13 protein-coding genes are annotated in these 19,080 nt (G+C 73.2%); 9 read left to right on the forward strand and 4 right to left on the reverse strand.

The genetic code is table 11. The features are described 5' to 3' along the window. Positions 1-3 precede the first annotated feature (3 nt). Genes AAFN86_RS00120 through AAFN86_RS00130 form a run of 3 tightly spaced genes read left to right on the forward strand, consistent with a single transcriptional unit; the run spans position 4 to position 3,605 of the window. Positions 4-1,233 (forward strand): capsular biosynthesis protein, encoded by a 1,230-nt coding sequence (locus AAFN86_RS00120; RefSeq protein ID WP_347541095.1) that lies wholly within the window; start codon positions 4-6, stop codon positions 1,231-1,233. A gap of 3 nt (positions 1,234-1,236) precedes the next feature. Further along, positions 1,237-2,196 (forward strand): SDR family NAD(P)-dependent oxidoreductase, encoded by a 960-nt coding sequence (locus tag AAFN86_RS00125; RefSeq protein ID WP_347541097.1) that lies wholly within the window; start codon positions 1,237-1,239, stop codon positions 2,194-2,196. Next, positions 2,193-3,605, forward strand: a complete 1,413-nt coding sequence (locus AAFN86_RS00130) for an LTA synthase family protein (protein ID WP_347541099.1) — start codon at positions 2,193-2,195, stop codon at positions 3,603-3,605. The genes AAFN86_RS00125 and AAFN86_RS00130 overlap by 4 nt, the downstream gene beginning before the upstream one ends. Before the next feature lie 301 nt (positions 3,606-3,906). Here the strand turns inward: AAFN86_RS00130 and AAFN86_RS00135 are convergent, their stop codons facing one another. The 4 genes from AAFN86_RS00135 to AAFN86_RS00150 all read right to left on the reverse strand — a co-directional run bounded on the left by AAFN86_RS00135 (position 3,907) and on the right by AAFN86_RS00150 (position 14,572). Further along, positions 3,907-4,641 (reverse strand): formyltransferase family protein, encoded by a 735-nt coding sequence (locus AAFN86_RS00135; protein ID WP_347541101.1) that lies wholly within the window; start codon positions 4,639-4,641, stop codon positions 3,907-3,909. A gap of 80 nt (positions 4,642-4,721) precedes the next feature. After that, a complete protein-coding gene (locus AAFN86_RS00140; protein WP_347541103.1) occupies positions 4,722-6,035 on the reverse strand; it encodes an aminotransferase class I/II-fold pyridoxal phosphate-dependent enzyme in 1,314 nt (437 codons plus the stop codon). 112 nt (positions 6,036-6,147) lie between these two features. Then, entirely contained in the window at positions 6,148-13,383 is a 7,236-nt protein-coding gene (locus AAFN86_RS00145) for an SDR family NAD(P)-dependent oxidoreductase (RefSeq protein WP_347541105.1), read from the reverse strand. 40 nt (positions 13,384-13,423) lie between these two features. Continuing rightward, complete coding sequence (locus AAFN86_RS00150; protein ID WP_347541107.1) at positions 13,424-14,572, reverse strand: glycosyltransferase; 1,149 nt, start codon at positions 14,570-14,572, stop codon at positions 13,424-13,426. Between the two features lie 419 nt (positions 14,573-14,991). On the opposite strand from AAFN86_RS00150, the gene AAFN86_RS00155 reads away from it, so the two are divergent. From AAFN86_RS00155 to AAFN86_RS00180, 6 genes are all read left to right on the forward strand, one after another. Continuing rightward, positions 14,992-15,420 (forward strand): hotdog fold thioesterase, encoded by a 429-nt coding sequence (locus AAFN86_RS00155; RefSeq protein WP_347541109.1) that lies wholly within the window; start codon positions 14,992-14,994, stop codon positions 15,418-15,420. A gap of 213 nt (positions 15,421-15,633) precedes the next feature. Next, positions 15,634-15,792 (forward strand): hypothetical protein, encoded by a 159-nt coding sequence (locus tag AAFN86_RS00160; RefSeq protein WP_347541110.1) that lies wholly within the window; start codon positions 15,634-15,636, stop codon positions 15,790-15,792. Between the two features lie 3 nt (positions 15,793-15,795). Then, complete coding sequence (locus AAFN86_RS00165; RefSeq protein ID WP_347541112.1) at positions 15,796-16,338, forward strand: isochorismatase family protein; 543 nt, start codon at positions 15,796-15,798, stop codon at positions 16,336-16,338. Continuing rightward, positions 16,335-17,330 carry an asparaginase gene (locus tag AAFN86_RS00170; protein WP_347541114.1) on the forward strand — a complete coding sequence of 332 codons (996 nt, stop codon included), beginning with the start codon at positions 16,335-16,337 and terminating at the stop codon, positions 17,328-17,330. The genes AAFN86_RS00165 and AAFN86_RS00170 overlap by 4 nt, the downstream gene beginning before the upstream one ends. 100 nt (positions 17,331-17,430) lie before the next feature. Further along, positions 17,431-18,462 (forward strand): Ldh family oxidoreductase, encoded by a 1,032-nt coding sequence (locus AAFN86_RS00175; RefSeq protein ID WP_347541116.1) that lies wholly within the window; start codon positions 17,431-17,433, stop codon positions 18,460-18,462. Beyond that, positions 18,462-19,079, forward strand: a complete 618-nt coding sequence (locus AAFN86_RS00180; RefSeq protein ID WP_347541118.1) for a phosphohydrolase — start codon at positions 18,462-18,464, stop codon at positions 19,077-19,079. Before AAFN86_RS00175 ends, AAFN86_RS00180 begins: the two co-directional genes overlap by 1 nt. The last annotated feature ends 1 nt before the right edge of the window (position 19,080 follow it).

Consider the following 19,080-nt stretch of genomic DNA (forward strand, 5'->3'; position numbering starts at 1 on the left):
TTGATGGGCCGGCGCTCCTTCCTGTTCCTCCAGGGGCTGGCGACGCACCTGTTCGTTCGCTTGGGCGATGCGCTGGCAGCGCGCGGCCACGCCGTGCACCGCGTCAACTTCAACCCGGGCGACCGGCTGTTCTGGAAGCGCCCCACCGCCACCGATTTCACCGGCACCGACGACGAATGGCCGGGTGCGCTCGAAGTGCTGATTGCCATTCATGGCGTGACCGACATCGTCATGTTCAGCGACTGTCGCCCGCGCCACATCGCCGCCGTCTCGGTGGCCAGGCGGCTTGGCCTGCGGCCCTGGATCTTCGAGGAAGCCTATCTCCGGCCGGGCTACATCACGCTGGAACAGGATGGCGTGAACGCGCTGTCGCCGCTGCCGCGCGACCCGGCCCGCATCCGCACCATGGCGCAGGGCCTGCCGCCGGCGGCGCCCGAGACCTTGTCGGGCGGCTCGTTCCTCCGCCGCGCCAGCGACGACGTCCGCTACAATGTCCAGAATCTGCTGCTGCGCCATCGCTTCCCGCATTGGCGCACCCACAGGTCGTGGAACCCGTTCCATGAATATGCCGGCTGGCTGCTGCGCGGCGCGATGCGCCCGGCCCGCAGTAGGCGCGCGCGCCGACGCCTCGCGCGGCTGCAGGGCTGGCCGGGGCCGGTCTTCGTTCTGCCGCTTCAACTGGAGGGCGACTACCAGTTGCGGCTGCATTCGCCCTTCGCCAGCCTGGGCGATGCGATCACCACCGTCGTCGCTTCCTTCGCCGCCCATGCGCCGGGCGACGCGCTGCTGGCGGTGAAGGGCCACCCGCTCGACAACGGGCTGATCGGCTGGGGGCGTTTCGCGATGCGCCGCGCGGCCGAAGCCGGCGTGCCCGACCGGCTGTTGTGGCTGCCCGAACTGCCCTTCGGCCCGGTGCTCGCATCGGCGACCGGCGTGGTCACGGTCAACAGCACCGCCGGGCTGCAATCCCTGCGGGAGGGCAAGCCGGTCGTCGCCCTGGGTGCGGCGATCTACGACCTGCCGGGGTTGACCTTCCAGCACGGGCTCGACCGCTTCTGGACCGAGGCGAGCCCACCCGACCCCGCCCTGGTGGATGCGCTGCGCCGCGTGCTCGCCGCCCATTGCCTGATCCGCGGTGGTTTCTTCAGCGAGGACGGCATTTCCGAAGCGGTAGGGCACGCCGTCGCACGGCTTGAAGGCGCCGCCACAGCCAGCCGCATCGCGGCGGAATAGGGGATGGACGCGCCGGCCTGCGTGGTGATCTCGGGGGCGTCGCGCGGGCTTGGCGCGGCATTGGCCGAACGCTTCGCGGCGCCGGGCGTGGCGCTGCGGCTGCTTGCGCGCAGCGCCACGGGCCTCGCTGGCACCGCGGCGCGCTGCACCGCCCGGGGTGCCAGCGTCGAGACCGCGACGATCGATGTGCGCGACGGCGCGGCCATCGCCGGGCAACTGTGTGCGTGGGACGCGGTGCGGCCGGTCGATTGCGTCATCGCCAATGCCGGGATCGCCCGCGGCACCGCCCCCGATGGCAGCTGGGAAGGGCTGCTGGGTGCGACCGACCAGGTCGCAGTCAACCTGCTCGGCGCGATGCATCTGGTCGAGCCGCTGCTGCCCATGATGCGCGATCGCCGCGCCGGGCGGATCGCGCTGATTGCCTCCGTCGCTGCCTATCGCGGCCTTCCGGATGCGCCCGGCTATGCCGCCTTCAAGGCCGGGCTGCGCGCCTATGGCGAAGGGCTGCGCGCGGCCTTGGGCTCGCGTGGCGTGCGCGTGACGGTGGTGATGCCCGGCTTCTTCGACAGCGACATGGGGTCGCGCTGGAAAGGCCCGCGCCCCCTGGCCATCGGGCTGGAGGCGGCGGCGGATCGCACGCATCGCGCCATCCTGCGCGGTGCGCGGCGCGCTGCCTTCCCGTTGCCGCTCGCTGCCGTGCTGCGTGTGGTGGATGCGCTGCCGGCGGGCGTGTCGGACTGGGCGGTGCGGCGGATGAGGTTTCGCGTCGCGCCGGAAGGCGCGCCCGAAAGGACGCCGGAAGGCGCGCCCGAAAGGACGCCGGAAGGCGCGCCCGAAAGGACGCCGGAAGGCGCGCCCGAAAGGACGCTGGAAGGCGCGCCCGAAAGGATGCCGGAAGGCGCGCCCGAAAGGCCGCCCGAAGGCGCGCCGCGACTTGCACCCCGGGATGCGCCCGGCGCGTGACCGAAGCCCTGCATCTGTTCGCCGGCCTGGCGTTGCCTCTGCCCTTCTGGTTCTGGTTGCGCCGCGGTGCCGGGGCGCGACTGTCGGCCTGGGCGCTGCTCGACGCCGCGCCGCATAGCGCACTGTTCCTGCTGCTGCTGGCGCTGACGGCACGGCCGGTCATGGCCGGCGGCTTCGCGGCGGGGTTGTGCCTGTTCCTCGGCGTCGCAGACCGCGCCAAGCGCGCCGCCCTGGGGGAGCCGCTGGCCTTCACCGATGGCGGGCTGCTGTGGCAGGTGGTGGCGCATCCTCGTTTCTACCTGCCCTTCGTGCCGAAGGCTGTGATGCTGGGCGGGCTTGGTGCGGGCCTGCTGGCCTTTGTCCTGGTGCTGGCACTCGAACCACCGATCCCGTTGGGGCCGGCGAGCCGGGCGGCGCTGGTACTGGCCGCCGCCGCGCTGGCCGCGCTGCTGCTGCGACCACTGGCGCTGCTGCCCGGCACCGCCCCGGCGCGCGACCCATCGCGCGACGCCGCCCGCTTCGGGCCAGTCGCGACCTTTGCTCTGCACGCCCGCCTGGCGGCGACCGAGCGCCCCGCCCGCCGCGCCGCCCATCCCCCCATGCCCGCCACCGTGAAGCCCGATGCCACCCTGCCGCACCTGCTTCTGCTGCAACTCGAATCCTTCTGCGAACTTCGACGCCTCGGCATCCCCGCCGCCCTGCCGCAATGGGACGCACTCGGCGCGCAGTCCCTCGCGCGCGGGCCGCTCGCCGTGCCGGGCTTCGGCGCCAACACCATGCGCACCGAATTCGTCGTCCTCACCGGGCTCGCCGACGAGGCGCTCGGCCTTGACCGGCTCAATCCCTATTTCCGCTTCGCCCGCGCGCCGGTCGCCTCGCTGGCCTGGACGCTGCGCGGCGCGGGCTACAGCACGGCCTGCCTGCATCCCTTCGATGCGCGCTTCTTCGGCCGCGACCGCGTGCTGCCCGCCCTCGGCTTCCAGCGCTTCGACGCCGCGCCGGCCTTCGCCGAGGCGCCGCGCGAGGCTGGCCTGGTGACCGACGCGGCGATCGGCGACCGGCTTGCCGCCGAACTCGCGGCGGCGCACGGGCCGGCCTTTCTCTACGCCATCACCGTCGCGGGGCACGGCCCCTGGCCAGGACCCGACCCGGCTGCGACCTGGGCGGCACGGATGGTCGCGACGGACGCCATGCTCGGCACCCTTTTCGAGGCTGCGCGTCGCAGTCCGCGCCCGGTGGTCCTCGTCGCCTTCGGCGACCACCGGCCGGCGCTGCCCGCGGCGCGCGGCGGGACGGATACGGACTACCTCGTCTGGCGCAGCGACGCCGTCGGGCCGGGCACGGTGCAGGCGCTGGACGCGGCGGCGCTGCACCGGGTGGTCGGCAGGACGGTCCTGCGGGACGTGTGACGCTGCGCCATGCGCAGGCAGGACGGCGCGGTGGTGGGGCAGAGGTGCATGGCACCGCCCGGAACCTCGCCTTGCCCGTGGGCCATCGCTCCTGGGACTGCGCCGGAACAGCTGGCCCGCATGCCTGCGACGCGGACAAGGTCGGGGCACCGAGCACAGCCTCGGTCGCCGGGCAGCGCTGTGAATGTTCAACGCCAGGCGACACCCTGCAAACGCGGAGCGGCCTTCGGCGCGTTCGGCGACACCAACGCCAAGGTCGCGCGAGAGGGCCACGGCGTCATGCTGGTCCGGGCGAGGCCCGCTACAGCACCGTCCCGCCCAATCGCCGGGCCGCCCGGAAATCCGCCCACCCGCACAGCCTGATGCCGCGCTTGCCCGCCTTGGCCAGATCCTCGCGCCCCGGAAAGCCGCGATAGGGCAGCAGCGGCACTTCCACCCCCCGGTCGCGCCCGCCGGCGATCTCGTCGATCACCTGCAGCACCAGTTCTGCTCCTGCCAGGTGCAGCGCGCGCGCCGTGCCGGACACGGTCGAGCCGTCCGGCGGCGATATCGCCCGCTGCGCCAGGATTGCCCCGGCATCGATGCGCGGGGCCAGGCGATGCACCGTTACGCCGAATTCGTTGTTGCCATCCGCTGCGGCCCAGAAGCAGGGCATCGGCCCGCGATGCAGCGGCAGCAGGGACGGGTGCAGGTTGATCCCCCCCAGCCGGGCGATCGCGATCGTCTCGGGGGCCAGGATCTGGTCGAAATGGCAGGTGACGATCAGGTCGGGCCGCAGGGCTTCAAGCATGCCCTGCGTCGCCGCGCTGTTGACCGACCCGACGGTCGTCGCCGGCACGCCGCGTGCGAAGGCTGCCGCGCCCAGCGGGCCGACGGCGCCGCGTCGCCCCAGTCGCGGGGCGGCGAATTCCACGAACAGCCAGGGCAGGATGCGTGCGCCGGACCGCGCATGGTGTTGCCGCGTGCTGGCCCGCCTGCGGCGCCATGCATCCGACAGGCCCAGGAAGACGACATCGTGCCGCGTGCCGCGCAGCACGCGCGCGGCGGCCTCGCTGCTGGCGGTGCTTTCCAGCGTCAGCAGCGCGATGCGCAGCGGCGGGGGCGGCGCGACCTCGGTCAGCCTGCGATCTCCGCTGGCCGTGCGCCGGCCATGGCGGCGGCGACGGCGTCGATGGTGCTGCGGATCTGCGCCTCCGTGTGTTCGCAGGACAGGAAGAAGCGCAGTCTGGCCGAACTGTCCGGCACCGCCGGGAACAGGATCGGCTGGACGTTGATGCCGCGGTCGAACAGCGCCTGGGACAGCCGCGCGGCGCCGACCGACGATCCCACGATCACCGGCACGATGGCGAGCCCCGCCGAGGTGCCGGTATCGAGCCCAGCCTGCTTCGCGAGCCGTAGGAACAGCGTGGCGTTGGCCTGCAGCCGCGCGACGCGGTCCGGCTCATCGCGCAGGATTCGCAGTGAGGCCAACGCCGCGGCGGCCAGCGCGGGGGCCATGCCGACCGAATAGACGAAGCCGGGTGCGGAATGCTTCAGCCAGGCGACCAGGTCCGCATTGCCGGCGATGTACCCGCCGCAGCCCGACAGCGTCTTGGACAGCGTGCCCATCCAGATGTCGACCTCGCGTGCATCGACATTCCAGTGTTCGTGGATGCCGTGGCCGGTGGCGCCGACCACGCCCATGCCATGGGCCTCGTCCACCATCAACCAGGCATCGTGGCGGCGGGCCATCTCGATGAAGCGGGGCAGGTCGGGGATGTCGCCATCCATCGAGTAGTGGCCCTCGACGACGATCAGCGCGCGCCGCGCCCCGCGCCGGTTGGCGGCGAGCTCGCGCTCGGCCGCGCGCCAGTCGTTATGCGCGAAGGCGATGCGCTTCGCCCCCGACAACCGCGCGCCCTCGGCACAGGAATTGTGGATGGCAGCATCGTGCAGGATCAGGTCGCGAGGCCCCATCAGATGCCCCAGCACGGTGACATTGGTGGCATGCCCCGACACGAAGGCGAGCGCGGCATCGACGCCGTAATGGGTGGCGATCGCTTCCTCCAGCGCCGCATGAACCGGCCGTTCGCCCGAGACCATGCGCGATGCCGAGGCCGAGACGCCATGCCGGTCGATCGCTGCCTGGGCCGCGCGCATCACCCGTGGATCGCCGTTCAGGCCAAGGTAGTTGTAGGAGCCGTAGTTGATGACCTCGCGATTGCCGATGACGGTGGTCGCCGCGGCGATCCCTTCATGCGGGCGGAAGAACGGGTTTTCCAGCCCGAGCGCCCCGGCCGCCTCGCGGATCAGTTCCATGTCGCGCTGGCCGGGCAGTTCGCGGAAGGCGCGCGCCGCGCCGGGGGCGGGGCCCTTCTCCTCGCGCCGCTTCGACAGGCGCTGCAGCAGCGCAAGGCGCGCCGTGGCGGACAGGCCGAAGCCCTGGGTCATCGCCGCGCTGCCCCCGGCCGCCCCGTGGCCGGCGCCGCCGGCCGAGGCCCGTCCCCGGCAGCGCGGCATCCCTGGGTGGGCGGGATGCCGCGCCCGCGGTCATTCGCAGGCGTCACTTCACGCTCTCCGCCGCCGCGGGGGCGGGGGCGGGCTCATAGGCATCCATCAGCGACTGCACCGTCTGCTCATTCCTGTCCTCGAGCACCACGCCTGCGATGCGGCCTGCGAGAATCGCGATGGTAAGATCCTCGGTCACGGCGGCGAGTGGCACCTGTACGCCAAGCCGTCGCTCCAGCGCCATGCGCAACTCAAGGCCGCCCAGGCTGTCGAGACCGAGGCCGGCGACGGGCGCATCCGCTCCCACCGCCTCGATCGGCAGGCGCAGGATGCGGGCGATCTCCTCCTGCGCCAGGGCGACCAGGCGGCCGCGTGCCTGTTCGGGGGGCAGGGTGCGCAGTTCGGCGCGCAGGTCGGCCCCGTCGGCGCCGCCCTCACGCGCGCTGCGCACGGCGGCATAGCCGGGCTCCGCCAGGATCGGCAGCCCGGCGGACAGGGCGGCCCAGGTGACGCGGGCCAGATGCGCGACGGCGACGCCCGAGCCCAGCAGCACCGGCAGCGCGGCCAGCGCCTCCTGCGCGGGCATCGGCGCGACGCCGGTGCGCCGTTCCAGCGTCTCGGCGGTGGCGGCATCGCGCGCCAGCACGCCGGCATCGGCGATCGGTCCCCAGCCGACGGCCAGCGCCGGCCGCCCCGCCGCCACGCGGCGCCGCGCGATCGCCTCCAGCGCCAGGTTGGCCGCGACGTAGTTGGCCTGGCCCGGATTGCCGAAGGCGGTGGTCGCCGAGGAGAACAGCAGGAACAGGTGCAGCGGATCCTCGGCGGTCAGCCGGTCGAGATGTTCCGCCGCGATCATCTTGGGGGCCAGTGCGGCGGCGAAGCGGGCGGCATCCATCGTTGCCGCGGCGCCGTCGGCGAAGGCGGCCGCCGCATGCACCACGCCACGCAGCGGCGGACCGTCGCGCCGCAGCCGCGCCAGCAGCGCGCCGAGCGCGGCCGCATCGGAGGCGTCGCAGGCTTCGATCCGAGCCCGTGCACCAAGGGCGGCGAGCGTCCGCAGCGCGGCCTCGGCGCCCGGCGTGGTGCCGCCGCGGCGCGACACCAGCACCAGATGCGCCGCACCACCGGCCGCCAGCCATTTCGCGCATTCCAGCCCGAAGCCCTGCACGCCGCCGATGACCAGGTAGGTGCCATCGGCATCCGGCCGCCACGCCTCCGATGCGGCATCCCCATCATCGGCCGGCGGGCGGATCACCAGCTTGCCGATATGGGTCGAGGCCTGCAGCGTGCGGAAGGCGGTCTCGGTCTCCTCGGCTGCGAAGACGGCGTGCGGCAGCGCCAGCAGCGTGCCATCCGCGAGCCGTGCCGCGATGTCGGCGAGCAGCGCGGCGGCGAGGTCCGGCCTGGCGCGCGGCAGCGCATCCGCATCCACGGCGAAATACGACACGTTGCGCCGGAACGGGCGCAGCGGCGCACGGCGGTTCTCGACGAAGTCGCGCTTGCCGAGTTCGATGAACCGGCCGAACGGCGCGACCAGGCCGAGGCTGCGTTCCATGGCCTCGCCAGCCAGGGAATTCAGCACGACATCGACGCCATCCGGCCAGACCGCGCGCAGCCGGTCGGCGAAGCCCGCATCGCGGCTGTCGAGCACGAGGTCGGCGCCGGCCATGCGCAGGAAGGCGCGCTTTTCCTCGGACCCGGCGGTCGCCGCCACCAGCGCGCCGGCCGCCTGCGCGATCTGGATGGCGGCGAGCCCGACGCCGCCCGCCCCGCCATGGATCAGCACACGCTCGCCCGGGCGGATGCGCGCCAGGGTTTCCAGCGCGTAGGCCGCGGTGATGAAGGCGACCGGCACCGTCGCGGCGGCTTCGGGCGACAGGCCGGCGGGCAGGGGGGCCAGGGCTTCCGCCCGGGTGAGCGCCCACGTGCCGAAGGCGGACGGTGCGAAGCCGAACACCGCCTGGCCCGGCTTCAACGCGACGCCAGGGCCTGCCGCCTCGACCACGCCGGCGCATTCCATGCCGAGCGTCGGGCCGGCGAAGCCGTCCATCAGCGCGTCCTCGGGCAGCAGCCCCTGCGCCCACATCAGGTCGCGGAAGTTCAGCCCCGCCGCCCGGACCGACAACACCACCTCGCCAGGGCCGGGTGCCCCCAGCGGGGGCAAGGCCGCCCAGGCGAGGCTGCCGATCTGCCCCGGCTGGCCGATCATCAGCCGCCGCGCCCCGCCGCCTTGCGCCACCGGAAGGCCGGCGGACAGCACCGGCACCAGCCTGCCCTGCGCGGTCAGCGTCGCCTCCGGCGCATCGCCGGCCAGTTCGGCGGCGAGCCGTCGCGCCGCGGCATCGACCGGCAACCCGGCATCGAGGGTGATGCGGCGCGGCTTGAGGTCGGGCATCTCATTCGCCAGCACTCGGCCGAGCCCGGCCAGCGCCGCCGCCCGTGCCGCATCCCCGGCACCGACCAGCACGAAGCCGGCCGCGCTGCCCTGGGCGGCCTCGGCGAGCCGTGTCGCCGCGGCCAGTGTCCCCGCCGCATCGGTCTCCACCTTCGCCAGCGCCACCACCAGCGCGCCGTGCATCTCGCGTGGGCCGGGCGGCGCGGCCAGCGGGTGCTGCGCGACGTGATGGCCTTCCGTGCGCAGCGCCGCCTCCAGCGCGCAGGCCAGCGCCTCGCTGCCGGCCTCGGCGCAGACCAGCACGCGACGGGATGCCGGCGGGGTGGCAACGATGACCGACGGCGCGCGGGCCGCGATCAGCAAGGCCGGCCAGGGCGCCGCAGCCAGGCGCAGCGCGTCCGGTGCCTCGAACCCGGCCTGGGACAGCGCGGCGTGCCAGGCATCGGCATCCGGCAGCGCGCCATCGCCGCCATCCCACCAGGCCGTATCCTGGCCACAGGCGAAATCCCACAGCCTTCCGGGTGCGGGTTCGGCCAGCAGCAGCATCGCACCGGGCGCGCAGGCGGCCCGCAGCGCGCCGGCGAGCCTGGTGCCCGACCTTCCGCGCGCCGCGGCGGCCAGGCCGATGACGAGGTCCGCAGGGGCCACGGCGCCGGTTCCGACCAGCGGGTCCCAGCCGGACCAGGCGAAGGCGACGCCCTCGGCTTCGGGCGGAGCGGCCCCGGCGCGGGCTTCGCCAGCGGCATGGTATTCGACGCGCCGGCCGCTCGCCGCGAGGGCTGCCACCGCCCGTCGCGTCAGCGGCCCGCCGGCGCCAAGGTCGAGCACCCGCAGCGCCCGTTCCGCCGGCCATCCTGCCGCGAGGCTGGCGATTGCCGCTTCCATCACTGCCGCGATCTGGGCGAAGGCGCCGGCCTCGGCGGGCGGCGGCGCGGCGGGACGCGCTTCCCCGGCCAACGCCGAAGGCAGCGCTTCCGCCGCGCGCGCCAGCCAGGCCATGTCGAGGGCGAGGCGCGGCTGTTCCGCCAGCACCGCCCGCCAGATCTCCTGCGCCGGCGGCAGCGTCTGGTCCTCGGCGATCCGCCAGCCGCCGGGGGCTTCCTCGGCGATGCCGGCTTCCGCCAATGCCTGCCACAGCGCTCGGCGATAGGGCGTGGCGAGCGGCGACGCGCCGCGCAGCGCAGCGAGGGTCGCCGACGCCGCGAAGCCTTCCAGCAGCAGCGCGGCTTCCGTCATGTCGGCGGCCGCATCGGCGGCGCGCGCGGCTTCCAGCGCGGCCTCGGAATTGAAGCCCGCCGGGGCCGGCGGCCAGGGTGCGGCCGGCAGCGCATCCAGCCGGAAGGCGTGTTCGCCCGGTGCCGTCCGGCCGGGCAGGCGGATGCGTTGCAGCCAGATATCCTGGCCGGTCGCAACGATCGCCCCGGCCGCATCGCGCAGCACGAGATCGGCGGCGACGAAGCGTTCGCCGCGGCGGGTCAGCGCCACCTCGGCGGTCACCGGCACGGCGGCGCCGCGGCGGGCGGCGAGCCGGCCGATGCGCACCGGCACCAGCGACTGCCCCTCCGGCCGCACCAGCGCCGACAGCAACGCGATCAGCCCCTGCAACGCACCGTCGAGCAGCACCGGATGCAGGATGAAGCCCTCGGCCGGCGGCGCCGCCTCGGGCAGGGTCAGCGTGACGCGGGCACGGCCTTCGGCGTCATCGGCCAGCACCTCCGTCACCGGGCGGAAGGCCGGGCCATAGTCGAGGCCGCAGCGCGCGGCGAGCGACACGACCTTCGCGCCGGCGACGCTGCGCTGGCCAGGTGCGGGCGGTTCGTCGGCCGCAGGCAGGCGCGGCAGCGCGGCGATGCGCGCGCGGGCGGACACGCTCCAGGGTTCATCGGCGAGGCGCCGGCGGCTTTCCAGGACGAAGCCGCCTTCCTCCTCGGCGATGACACGGACTTCGCGGGTCCGGTCGGGCTCCAGCGACAGCGGGCGCAGGATGGCGAGGTCGGAGACCTCCAGCACCTCGGCGTCCGGGAAGCGCTGGGTGGCGGCGGCGAGCGCCATCTCGGCCATGCCGGCGGCCGGCAGCACCGCTTCCCCGAGCAGCCGATGATCGGCCAGCCAGGGTTGCAATTCGGTGTCGAGCCAGGCGGTCCAGGCGCGTGCATCCTCGCCTTGGCGGATGCCGAGCAGCGGATGGTCGCGCTGCGGCAGCACCAGCGCGGCGGTCTCGGTCGTGCGGGGGAACCAGGTGTGGCTGCGGGCGAAGGGCGTGCGCGGCAGGCCGGCGCGCTCGGCCGGTCCGGCGAAGGCGGCGCCGCCGCGCGGGTCGGCGCCGCGCGCTATGGCGCGGTCGGCGATGGTGGGGAAGGGGTCGCCCGGCGGGTCGCGCCGCGTCAGGCTGGCGAGCACGGCGGCGCCGTCAGTGTCCTCCCGCAAGCTTTCGCGCAGATAGGATTGCAGCACGGCGGTCGGGCCGATCTCGACGAACAGCCGCGCGCCGATCGCCGCGGCACCGCGCGCCGCGTCGCGGAAGCGCACCGGCTCGCGCAGGTTGCGCCACCAGTAGGACGCGCCGGCTTCATGCCCCGGCAGCACCGCGCCGGTCACCGAGGAGACCATCGGTATCGCACCCGCCTGCGGCGACAGCGTCGCGAGATCGGCCAGCAGCCCATCCCGCACCGGGTCCATCCCCGCGGCGTGGAAGGCGTAGTCGAGGTCGAGCGGGATGGCCGAGATCCGCGCCGGTTCGGCCGCCGCGCACAGCCGCGCGATGGCCTCGGCCGGGCCGGCCACGGTGATCGCCGCCGGGCCGTTGATCGCAGCGATCTCCAAGCCGGGACCGCAGGATTCCAGCAGCGACGCGGCGGCTTCCGCCGACGTGCCGATCGCCGCCATGCGCCCCATGCCGCGCGTCGCGTGCTGGTGGCGGCTGCGCGCCACGATCAGGCGTGCCGCCTGGTCGAGCGGCAGGATGCCGGCGCACCAGGCCGCCGCCACCTCGCCGACCGAATGGCCGAGCGCCACGGCGGGTCGGATGCCCTGCGCAGCCAGCGCGCCGACGACGGCGACCTGCACGGCGAACAGCAGCGGCTGTGCCACATCGGTGCCCGCCAGCATCGCCCCCGGCACGCCTCGGCGCAGCAGCGTCATCGGCGACCAGCCGAGCAGTGGGGCGAGCGCCGCATCGGTGTTCTTCATCGCGCTTCGGAAGGCGGCGCTGGTCCGCAGCGCCTCGCGCGCCATGGCTTCATGCTGCGCGCCATTGCCGGAGAAGACGAAGGCGAGGCTGCCGCGCACCGCCTGGCCCTGTTCGGCATCGCCGCGCTCGCCGGCCTGCCAGGCGGCGAGCGCCGCGCGCATCGCATCGCCATTGGCGCCACGCAGCACCAGCCGGTGCGGGCCGAGGTCGCGATGCCGCCCGGCGCCGCGGGCCAGCGCGGCCACGCGATCGGCATCGGCGCCGGCCAGGGTGGCATCCCACCGTGTGGCCAGCAGGCCGAGCGCGGCCTCCGATCGTGCGGACAGCACCAGCGGCGGCACCCCGCGCGGCGGCGCGGTCACCTTCCGGCGCGGCACTGGCGGGCGGCCCAGCAGCACGGTCGCGTTGGTGCCGCCAAAGCCGAAGGAATTGACGCCGACCACCGCATCGGTGCGCGGTGATGCGGGCGCCAGCGCGGTCGGCACGGTCAGGTTCAGGCCGTCGAAGTCGATTTCGGGATTGGGGTCGGTGAAGTGCAGGGAGGGCGGGACCGCGCCGTTCTCCAGCATCAGCATCGCCTTGAGCAGCCCGGCCATGCCGGAACCGGCTTCCAGATGCCCCATGTTGGTCTTCACCGAGCCCACCGGCAGCGGCGCCGAGCGATGCTGCGCGATGGTCGTGCCGATGGCCCAGGTCTCGGCCGGGTCGCCGACGCGGGTGCCGGTGCCATGCGCCTCGAAGGCCAGGAAGCGGTCGGGGGCGATGGCCGCACGCGCCAGCACGCGGGTCATCAGCACGGCCTGTGCAGCACGGTTCGGCAGCGACAACCCGATCGTGCGGCCCGCCGCATTGGTCCCGCTGCCCAGTAGCACGGCGCGGATGGGATCGCCGGCCGCGATCGCGTCCTCGATGCGCTTCAGCACCACCACGCCGGCACCCTCGGCGCGGACATAGCCATCGGCGGCAGCGTCGAAGGCACGGCAGCGCCCGGTCGGCGAGAGCATCCCCGCACGCGAGAAGCCGATGAAGGAATAGGGCGAGAGCAGCATGTTCACGCCGCCCACCACCGCTGCTTCCAACTCGGGATCGTCGGCCAGCGCCTGGCTGGCGAAGTGCAGCGCGACCAGGGAGGAGGAACAGGCGGTATCGACCGTCTGCGCCGGCCCCCGCAGGTCGAACACGTTGCCGATCCGGTTGGCCAGGATGGACAGCGCATTGCCGGTCATGAAGAAACGGTCGCCGGCGGACGGGTCTTCCAGCCGCAATTCGGCGTAGTCGGTCGAGGAGCCGCCAGCAAAGACGCCTATATTGCGCCCGGCGAGCGTCTCGGCCGGCCAGCCGGCATCCTCGAAGGCCTCGGCGGCGACCTCCAGCAGCAGGCGCTGCTGGGGGTCCATCTCGGCGGCTTCGCGGGGAGACAGGCCGAAGGCCGGCGCATCGAAGCCTGCCGCATCGCCGATGGTCCCGGCGGCGAAGGTATAGGACCGCCCGGCTTCGGATTTGCGTGGATGGCCCCAGCGCGCCTGGTCGAAGCGGTCCGCCGGCACCGTGGTGACGGCATCGCGCCCTTCGGCCAGCAGCGTCCAGAAGGCGTCGAGATCCGGCGCCCCGGGCAGCCGGCAGGCGGCGCCGACGATAGCGATCCCGCCCATCGGGCGGGCTGGCAGGCCCTTGCTTGTGCGGCGCGTGCGGTCGCGGGCGGTCATCCGCGCGGCCGGCCTGGCCGGTCAGCCCAGCACTGGCCCGTCATCGCAGGGCGGCCGGTTCGGCCGTCAGGGGTTCCGACACCGGGGCCGGCACGCCACCGCGCCGCGTGGCCGCTCCGGAAGCCAGGCCGCCATGGCGCGCCGCGACGCGGGCGAGCATGCCGTCCACGGCGTCGAAATGGTCATCCCAGGAGGGTGGCGACCAGCGGCGCATGCGCGCCAACTGCGCCGACCGCGCCCGGCTGTCCGGCGCGGCGTAGTCGAGCACCATGCGCCGCCAGCCCGACCCATCCAGCGGGTCGAGGTATTCCGGCACGTCGCCGCCGACCTCGCGCAGCGCCGGCAGGTCCGAACAGATCGCCGGCGCGCCGGCCGCCAGCGCCTCGGCCAGCGGCAGGCCGTAGCCCTCGGCGAAGGATGGGAACAGCAAGGCCCGGCTGCCCGCCAGCAGCGCCCCGACTGCCGGGTCGGACAGCGACCCGGCCTCGGTCACCAGCCCCTTCAGCAACGCGCAGCGTTCGAGCAGGTCGAGGACATTCTCGTTCTCCCATCCCCGGCGGCCGACCAGGACGAGGCGCGGCGCGGCCGGGCCCCATTTGGCGGCGAAGTCGCGCCACAGATGCAGCAGCAGGAGGTGGTTCTTGCGGGGCTCGATGGTGCCGATCGACACGAAATAGGGCTCGGTCGGCATCGCCGGCGCCGTCGCGGCGGGGGTGAACGCCTCGATGCCGAGCGGGGCGACGACGACATCCGGCGGATCGGCCTGACGGACCAGATGCGGCTGCAGCACGGTATCCGTCGCCGCCGAATTGACGATGATGCCGGTGGCCAGGGAGGCCACCGTCTCGAGCCGCCGCAGATGCTGCATGGCGACACCCGGGCGGGCGTATTCCGGATGCGTCGCGGGGATCAGGTCGTGCACCAGCGGGATGAAGGCCGCCCCGGCATCGCGCAGTTCGGCGATCGGCTCGGGCTTTTCCATCAGCCGGTGCGAGACGAGGAGGAACAGGCAGCGCCGCTCGCGCGCCATGACCTCGGACAGGCGGGCGCGCCCGCGCGAGACAAGAAGGCGCAGCAGGGCGATGCGGCCGAGTCGCAGGGCCGACTGGCGTGCCGATTCGGCCCCCGCGGCACCCGACCAGGCAATGGTCAGGGCGGCGGCGTAGTCGGTGACGAGGGAGCGTGGCACGGCCGCATAGCCGCCCCAGGGACCCCGCGCGCAAAAGGTAACCTCGGCCGGCGACGCTGCCAGCCATCTCGCCGCATAGGCGGCTTCGACACGGTCGATCCCCGATGGCGCCCGGCGGCGACCACAGGCGAGAAACCGGGACACGTCCAGAATTACGTGCACGGCACCACCATTCCCTGCCGGCCAAGGCTGCCGGCGCCCGATCTGCCCCACCATGGACGGGCATAGTGCCCGAAGACTCCACGGCACCCTTCTTGAGCGGAATGCGCGCGGCGACGAGACGTTTCGCCCACTGTAAATATTACCGCAACCTTAGTCCTTCCGTAAGGCGCAGCGTCAACTCCGAAAGCCGCAGACTGGCGGGTCGGGCGGCTTCGCGCCAGACTCGCCCCGAACATCTGTTGGAAGTGTGAAGGCCCATGAGCATTTGGCGCCGCGCGCCCGAACCCGCCGAGATGGAGGCGCGGTTCAAGGACAGCCTGCCCGGCCTGTTCGGCATCCGCATCATCGAGGTGGGCGCGGATTACATCCGTGCCGAGATGCCGGTCGATCAGCGCCACGCCCAGCCCTTCGGCATCCTGCATGGCGGCGCCTCGGTCGTGCTGGCCGAAACCATCGGTTCCATCGCCAGCAGCCTGACCCTGCCGGATGATCGCCGGGCCGTCGGGCTTGAAGTGAACGCCAACCACCTGCTCGGCGTGCCGGTCGGCCAGGTGGTGAGCGCGGTGTGCCGGCCGCTGCATCTCGGCCGCACCACCCAGGTCTGGCAGACCGAGATCCGCCGTGCCGACGGCCGGCTGGCCTGCGTGTCTCGCCTGACCACCGCGGTGATCGAGCGGCGCGACTGAAGACCGGTGGCCTTCGCGCCATGCGCTGCTGCGCTGGGCGTGGCTGCCGTCACATCCGCAGTTCGAGGCGTGGCCACGACCGAATCGGGCTGCGGCGGCCGCGCGGCGCGCACCGGCAGGGTGCGGTTGCCGTGCCCTTGCGGCACCGATAGCCTGCCGCGTGGAAACCCCAATCGTCGCCGGCCCTCCGCCTGACCCGAGGAGATCGCCCGCATGCATTCGCCTGCCATCCCGCCCGAGATCGTCGCGCGGGCGGTGGCCCGGCGCAGACGCACCCGCGCCGTCGAGGACCTGGATGCGCGCCGCACTGCCTTCTTGGTCGCCTACATGCGGAGGGGCTTCGTGGATCGGCCGACGAGCCATGCCTGCTGACCGATGACCGAACGCATCGTACCGGCCATCAACCACCACGCTGCAGCGCTGCGCGACGCGCGCGGTGGCGTGTTCCGGGGCCGGGACGCCCAGCACCAGCCCCGCAAGACGGATTCGATGGTGATGCAGCGGATCTCGACACCTGCCGCCCCCGCAACGCGCAATGCCGCGATGATCCAAGGCGCGCCCGGTCACGCCTCGTGGCCGGCGCTCGATGTGCGGGAGGCCGACGAGACGGTCCTCAAGCGCCGCTTCAGCGCCTTCATGCAAGGCTCCTCCCATCTGCCGCAGCGGCCATGCGCGCGGGGCCTCGATACGGTGCGGGTCGGCGGTACGGCGACCAGCCCGTGCTGCGAGAACAGCGCGCGCGACGCCATGATGCCCGACCTCCGCACCATCATCGTGGCGGAGTGCAACGCCGCGAACAGCGACGCGGCGCACAATGCGTCGCTCGCTTCCTCCTGGAACAACTTTGGAGACGTCATGACCACGGACCATGTGATCGACCGGTTGCGCGGCGGTGCCTTCGGAAAGGCCGCAGCGTGAGCAGCAAACCGAAAGTCGCCGTCATTGGCACGGGCGGCACCATCTCCTCGGTCGGGCGCGGGCCGCTCGACCTGATCGACTACTCCGCCGCCGGCCAGGTGCTCGACGTGAACGGGGTAATCGCGCGGGTGCCGGAGCTGGCGCTGGTCGCCGACATCATCCCGGTACCGTTCAAGGCGATTCCCTCCACCGCCATCGCCTGGGCGGAATGGAAGGAACTGCTGCTGATCTGCGACCGGCTGGTGGCCGAACACCCCGACCTCGCCGGCATCGCGGTGACGCATGGCACCGCCTCGCTCGAGGAGACGGCCTATTTCCTGTCGCTGACGCTCAAGATCCCGGTGCCGGTGGTGCTGGTGGGCGCGCAGCGGCCGGCCTCGGCCCTGGCCGGCGATGGGCCGATGAACCTGGTGAATGCTGTGCGCGTCGCCGCCGACCCGCGCGCGCGTGGCCTCGGCGCGCTGGTGCTGCTGAACGACGAGATCCAGGCGGCGCGGGAAGTGACCAAGACCTCCACCCTGCGGATGCAGACCTTCCGCACGCCCGATTTCGGCGTGCTCGGCCATGCCGATGCCGATGAGATCTGCTGGTACCGCCGCCCGCTGCGGCGGATGGCGCCAGACACAGAATTCGACGTGCGCGGGCTGGATGCGCTGCCGCGGGTGGACATCGCCTATACCTATGCCGGCGCCGATGGTGCGGCGATCGACGCCTTCGTCGCCGCCGGCGCGAAGGGCATCGTGACCGCCGGCTTCGCGCCCGGGTTCGTGACGCCGGCCATGGCCACGGCGATGGAAGCCGCGGTCGCCAAGGGTGTCGTGGTGGTGCTGTCGACCCGTGCAGGATCAGGCCGCGCCGGCAAGACCACACGCGGGCGCAATTCCGGCTTCATCACCGCCGACAATCTGACGCCGCAGAAGGCCCGCATCCTGCTGTCGCTGTCGCTCGCTTCGGGTGTGACGGATCACGAGCGCGTCTTCGCAATGTATTGACCGGACCTGTCGCGGCAGGCGAGTCTTCGCCAAGACGTGCACGCAAGGGTGGCAATATCATCATAGGCTCCGACCCTTCGCGCATGCCGGGAGACTTGGCGTGACCACCGCCGACGCCGTCCTACCAGCCACGGAACTTGAGGCGCTCGCCGTGCGGGCGCTCGTGGCCGGAGGCATGCGCCGCGACGACGCAGCGGAGGCGGCGCGCATCCTGGTCCTGGCCGACCTGTTCGGCATCCGCACCCATGGCGTGCAGCGCATCCCGGAATATCTCGGGCGCGTGAAGGCAGGCGGCATCGATCCGTTGGCGCGGCCGCGCATCGAACGGGTGGGCGGGGCGCTGATGCGCGTCGATGGCGCGAACGGGCTTGGCCCGCTGGTCGCATCGCGGGCCCTGCATGCGGCGATGCAGGCCGCGCACGGGTCGGGCATCGCGGCGGCCTTCGTGCGCGGGTCAAACCATCTCGGCGCGGTGATGCCGTATTGCTACATCGCCGCGCGACACGGCTTCGCCAGCATCATCGCGTCCAATGCCGCGGCCTCCATCGCGCCCATGGGCGGGCGCGGCGCGCGGGTCGGCAACAACCCGCTCGGCCTCGGCGTGCCGCGGCCAGGCGGCGATCCGGTCATCCTCGACATGGCCATGAGCGTCGCCGCGCGGGCGAAGATCCGGGCTGCGGCCAAGGCCGGCGCGCCGATCCCCGCGGGCTGGGCGACCGATGCGCAAGGCCTGCCCACCACCGACCCTGCCGCCGCGATGGCGGGCTTCCTGCTCGCGATGGGCGGGCACAAGGGCTATGGCCTCGCGCTGATGATCGACATGCTGGCGGGGTTGCTGTCGGGCGCGGGCTTCCTGACGCGCGTCGAGGCCTGGGACAAGGCGCCCGGCAAGCCACAGGACCTCGGCCATGTGCTGATCCTGATCGACACCACGCGGCTGGGCCTGGCGGAGACGCTGGCCGGGCGGATCGATGATTTCCGCACCATCCTGCACGAGACGCCCGCCGCCGACCCCGTGACGCCGGTGCGTCTGCCGGGGGAAGCGTCGATGGCGCGGCATCGCCAGCGTCTGGAACAGGGCGTGCCGGTGGCGGCGGAGGATCTGGCGCGGCTGCGCGAGATCGCCGGCTGATGGCGGATCGCGCCTGGGTGCGGCTGCCCTCGGGGCGCCGGCTCGACCTGCTGTCCCCCACGCCTTTCGACTGGACGGATGCGGACCTGGCCGCGGGCCTTGCGCGCACCTTCCGCTGGGGCGGGCATTCAACCTGGCCCGAGCCGCTGTCGGTCGCGCAGCATTCGCTGACGGTGCTCGCGCTGCGCCGCAACCGCACGCGCCATCGCCTCACGCCCGCGCAGGAATTGCGCGAATTGCTGCACGACGCGGATGAGGGGCTGATCAATTTCGACTGCATCTCGCCGCTGAAGCCTTTCCTCGGGCCTGGCTTCGCGGAGTTGCAGGCGCGGCTGCTCGGCGTGATCGCCGCGCGCTATCGCCTGCCGGCCTGGCTGGTTGAGGAGAAGCGCGCCCACAAGGCTGTCGATATCGCGGTGGCCGCCGCCGAGGCGGTGCATGTCGTCGGCTGGACCGCGCAGGAGGTGCGCGAGACGCTGGGCATCCGCGCCGCGCCGATGGCGCTGGACCCGCTCGCGGTGCGCTATGGCGATCCGCCATGGCGGCCCTGGGCGCCCGATATAGCGGCGGTGCGCTTCCTGGAGGAACTGACGGCTTTGCAGGCACGGGCGGCATAGG

It is taken from the genome of Roseomonas sp. CAU 1739 (genome assembly GCF_039839775.1).
In the GTDB taxonomy this organism is placed as follows: domain Bacteria; phylum Pseudomonadota; class Alphaproteobacteria; order Acetobacterales; family Acetobacteraceae; genus Neoroseomonas.